Genomic DNA, 4,328 nt, shown 5'->3' with positions numbered 1-4,328 from the left:
GGGGTTTGGGGAAGGGGAGGGAAAACTTTCTTCAGAAAGCTTTCCCTCCCCTTCCCCAATCTTCTTCCCCGCCTTATCCTACGATCAAGAAGTTCTTCACGCCCGTGAAGACGACCTGCGCGGCGATGGCGGCGAGAAGCAGGCCGGTGAGCTTGGAAAGCACCGCAAGGCCGGTCTTGCCGAGGATGCGCTGCACATGGTTCGCCATGAGCAGCATGAGCGTGATGAGCGCCGAAGCCACAAAGAGGGCTGCCGAACCGATGATGCGTTCCGTCATGCTGTGGGCCGACGCGCCGAGAACCATCAGCGTACCGATGCTGGCGGGGCCCATGCAGATGGGGATGGCGAGCGGGACCACGCTGATGTCCTCGTCAGGGCTGTCGGGGGTGTGGGACTCGCGCTGTTCGCCCATGAGGGCTACGGAAGTCAGGAACAGGAGCGCCCCGGCGCCGATGCGGAAGGCGTCCAGCGTGAAGCCGAATACGCTGAACAGCGATTCCCCGAAAAAGTACAGCACCGTCCCCACGATGAAGACCGCAGTCCCCGTCCGCAGGGCCGTGCGGCGCTTGCGGCGTCCGCCGTAGGTCTGCGTCCCGCTCAAGAAGGCGCTCAGGGCCGCGGGAGGCGTCAGCAGGGCGAAAAGCTTGATGACCGAACTGAAAAAATCTCCGATACTGTAATCCATACGTCTTCTCACTACCCCGCAAAGCGGTTATTGAATGCGCGGGGGATCGCTCGCACCGGGCGCATTTTTGATTGGTTGTTCAATGAGCCGGGACACCATACAAGGAACGTGGGATAGTTCAAGAGCTTTTTTTAGGGTTCAAGGACAACACGCCGGGTTTTCAGCTTTTTTTGATCAGAGAAAATCAGCGGCTTTTCCGGCCGCGTTTCGGGCCGTCCGTTTCGGGCGGCGAAGGCTTCCAACACAAGGGCCCGGAGGCCCGGATTCAGGAGATCTCCATGCCTCAACGATACATCGATACCACGCTGTTCGACCTGTTCAAAGTGGGGCCCGGACCGTCCAGTTCCCACACCATCGGCCCCATGAAGGCAGGGCACCATTTCGCGGAAACCTGCGCCGCGCTGCCGCGTGATCTGCTGGTGCGCGCCGTGCGTTTCCGGGTGCGTTTGTACGGCTCCCTCAGCGCCACGGGTACGGGCCACGGGACCGACGCCGCCGTCGTCGCGGGCCTGCTCGGCACGGCCCCGGAAAGTTGTCCCGCCGGCCTGCTCCAGGAGCTTATGGATGACCCTCATACGCGCCGTAAACGTTCGCTCGGCGACGGCCAGGTGTCGGTTTGCGTCGACGACGTAAGCCATGACGCGATCATCCATGATTTTCCTTACAGCAACACGCTGGTGGCGGATCTGTTGGATGCCGAAGACAAGGTGCTGCATTCGCAGGAGTATTACTCCGTGGGCGGCGGCTTCATCCAGTGGAAGGGCTGGGAACCGCCCTCCCTTGGCGAGCCTGTTCACCGCTATTCGAATATGACCGAATTGCGCGCCATTGTGAAGGAGAAGGGCCTCAACATTTACGAGATCATCCTCGACAACGAGATGTCGATCACCGGGGCGTCGCGCCCGAGCATCATCTATTCCCTGAACCAGATCATCGATCATATGGAAAGCAGCGTCCGGCGCGGGCTGGACAGCGAAGGGCAGCTCCCCGGGCCGCTCAAGGTGCAGCGCAAGGCCCGTATGCTGTGGCAGCAGGCTTCCCGGATGCAGTCCTCGCCGGATCAGTTCCTGACCCGGATCAATGCCTATGCCTTCGCCACGGCGGAGGAAAATGCCTCCGGCGGCGTCATCGTCACCGCGCCGACCTGTGGTTCCGCCGGGGTCATGCCCGCTCTGGTGTATGCCCTGCGGCATGAAATGTTCATAGGCGATCGCGCCATCCGTGAAGCGTTCCTCGCATCGGCTGCGGTCGGCTTCATCGCCAAGCACAACGCGAGCATCGCCGGGGCCGAAGTGGGCTGTCAGGGTGAAATCGGCGTGGCGTCCGCAATGGCGGCGGCGTTCGTGGCCGACGCGCGCGGCTACCGGTCCAGGGTGACCGAAAACGCGGCGGAGGTCGCGCTGGAGCATCACCTCGGCATCACCTGCGATCCTGTGCAGGGATATGTGCAGATTCCCTGTATCGAGCGAAACGCCATGGGCGCGATCAAGGCGTACAACGCGGCGGTGATCACTTCGGGCACGGATCCTTATTCGCAGCGGGTTTCCCTCGACGCCGCCATTGCCGCAATGGCTGAGACGGGGCGCGAAATGAGCTGTAAATTCAAGGAAACTTCGCTCGGCGGATTGGCCGTAAGTATGGTAGCCTGTTGACAGTGGCCCGGAAGCGGGTTACTGATTGCCTCTTTCACAATGCACTATGCCGGGTTTTTTCCCCTCTGGACAAATATGCTTTCGGGCTTAGAGTTATGAGATTGGAAGAAGCCCGTCTTTTTTGGAGGCTGCACTATGGCACGCATCACCGTTGAAGACTGTCAGGAACGCGTCGAAAACCGGTTTCTCCTCGTACAGATGGCGATCAAACGCGTGCGACAGTACCGTGAAGGCTACGAGCCTCTGGTCGAGTCGCGCAACAAGGAAGCCGTGACCGCGCTGCGTGAAATCGCCGCCGGAAAGATCTTCCCTGAGGATATGTCCCAGTATCGTATGCCCGCAGGCGAAACGCAACCTGACATGGACGACTAGCCCCTTTTGTCTGGAAAGATTTGAACCGCTATGGCCCAACGCGATTATTATGAAGTTCTCGGTGTAGCCCGCGATGCGTCGGAAGACGAAATCAAGCGGGCTTACCGCAAGATGGCACTGCAAAACCACCCCGACCACAACCCCGACAACCCGGAAGCCGAACAGCGTTTCAAAGAGGCCGCCGAAGCCTATGAAGTGCTGCGCGATCCGGAGCGCCGGGCGAGGTACGATCAGTTCGGTCACGCCGGTGTCGGAAACAACGGCGACTTCGGAGGCTTTGGGTCCGCCGAAGATATCTTCGCTCATTTCGGCGATATCTTTGGGGATATGTTTGGATTCAGCATGGGCGGCGGTACACGCCGCGGCGGGCCTCGCCCCACGGCGGGCGCGGATCTGCGCTACAATCTGAACATCACCTTCGCGCAGGCGGCGAGGGGTGCGGAAATTACCCTGAACATCCCCCGGATGGTCACCTGCGGGGAATGCCACGGCTCGGGCGCCGCGCCGGGGACGTCCCGCGAAACCTGCCGCCAGTGCGGGGGCTCCGGCCAGGTCCGGAATTCGCAGGGCTTTTTCCAGTTCGTGGTTCCCTGTCCGACCTGCCACGGAGAGGGGTACACCATCTCCAAGCCCTGCCCCAAATGCCGGGGCAAGGGGCAGGTACAGGAAACCCGCGAGCTTTCGGTCCGTATCCCCGCCGGTGTGGACACCGGGACCCGCCTCCGCCTCCGCAATGAAGGCGAAGCCGGGACCAACGGCGGCCCCAACGGCGATCTGTACGTGTTCATTTCGGTGGACGAGGACAAGACGTTCCGCCGCCAGGGGCAGGATCTTGTCCTGACCAGGGAGATCTCTTTCGTGAAGGCCGCCCTCGGGCATACCATCACGGTTCCCGGCCTTGACGGCGATCTGGAGCTCAAGATTGCCAAAGGCACGCAGAGCGGCACGGTGCTCCGCCTTCCCGGCAAGGGCCTGCCCTATCTCAACCAGAAGCGCAACGGCGACCTGCTGGTCGAGATCCTCGTGAAGACGCCGACCAACCTTTCCGCGCGTCAGGAAGAACTGCTCCGCGAGTTCGAATCGAGTGCTGAGGAGTCCATCGGCGACAAGATCATCAAGGGCGTCGAGAACCTTCTTGGCGGCAAGAGCAAGAAAAAGAAGAAATAGCAAAATATTGAGGGGGGAGAGGGAACCTTTCTGGAGAAAGGTTCCCTCTCCCCCCTCAAACTCCCCTCTCACCCTCCCAAGACTTTCGTTTTTATCGAATCCCTGTTCGGAAGTTCGGGAGGTGCTCCTGAGGAAAGGGGAAACGCAGGAACCCTGCGAAAAAAGAGACAGCCGCCCGGAGCCAATGGTTCCGGGCGGCTTTGTTGTTTCTGGGAGAGGCCGGGAAAGATGTTTTTGAAGATCTACAAATGTATTTTAGTTAATTATTTCACTGTGATTCAGCAGTAAAGAGGTGCGTCCCATGCACGCTTTTTCATGTCTTATGGAGAACACACACTCTCTTCATTTTTAGGCCCATGAACGAGCCGTCCCCGACGCTTGCGGAAGGGCCGCCGTCAGGGATTCGATAAAGTGGAAAAGTTTTAGGGGGATGGGGGTGGGGTTTGGGGAGG

General features: G+C 60.2%; 4 protein-coding genes. 3 read left to right on the top strand and 1 reads right to left on the bottom strand.

Going from position 1 to position 4,328, the window contains the following annotated elements; genetic code table 11:
* Positions 1–73: 73 nt before the first annotated feature.
* Positions 74–685 (bottom strand): MarC family protein, encoded by a 612-nt coding sequence (locus tag T370_RS0121345; protein ID WP_009733265.1) that lies wholly within the window; start codon positions 683–685, stop codon positions 74–76.
* Between the two features lie 278 nt (positions 686–963).
* Between T370_RS0121345 and T370_RS0121335 the strand changes: the two genes are divergently transcribed.
* The 3 genes from T370_RS0121335 to dnaJ all read left to right on the top strand — a co-directional run bounded on the left by T370_RS0121335 (position 964) and on the right by dnaJ (position 3,876).
* The gene (locus T370_RS0121335) at positions 964–2,337 is read left to right on the top strand and encodes an L-serine ammonia-lyase (protein WP_029436945.1); all 1,374 of its coding nucleotides are present in this window, start codon (positions 964–966) and stop codon (positions 2,335–2,337) included.
* Positions 2,338–2,472: 135 nt separating this feature from the next.
* Positions 2,473–2,709: a DNA-directed RNA polymerase subunit omega gene (gene rpoZ, locus T370_RS0121330; RefSeq protein ID WP_005028384.1), complete on the top strand. Its 237-nt coding sequence runs from the start codon at positions 2,473–2,475 to the stop codon at positions 2,707–2,709.
* Between the two features lie 30 nt (positions 2,710–2,739).
* Positions 2,740–3,876: a molecular chaperone DnaJ gene (gene dnaJ, locus T370_RS0121325; protein ID WP_005028385.1), complete on the top strand. Its 1,137-nt coding sequence runs from the start codon at positions 2,740–2,742 to the stop codon at positions 3,874–3,876.
* Positions 3,877–4,328: the final 452 nt, after the last annotated feature.

This window comes from Bilophila wadsworthia ATCC 49260 (genome assembly GCF_000701705.1).
Lineage (GTDB): Bacteria > Desulfobacterota > Desulfovibrionia > Desulfovibrionales > Desulfovibrionaceae > Bilophila > Bilophila wadsworthia.
This window is presented reverse-complemented; position numbering and strand designations above follow the sequence as displayed.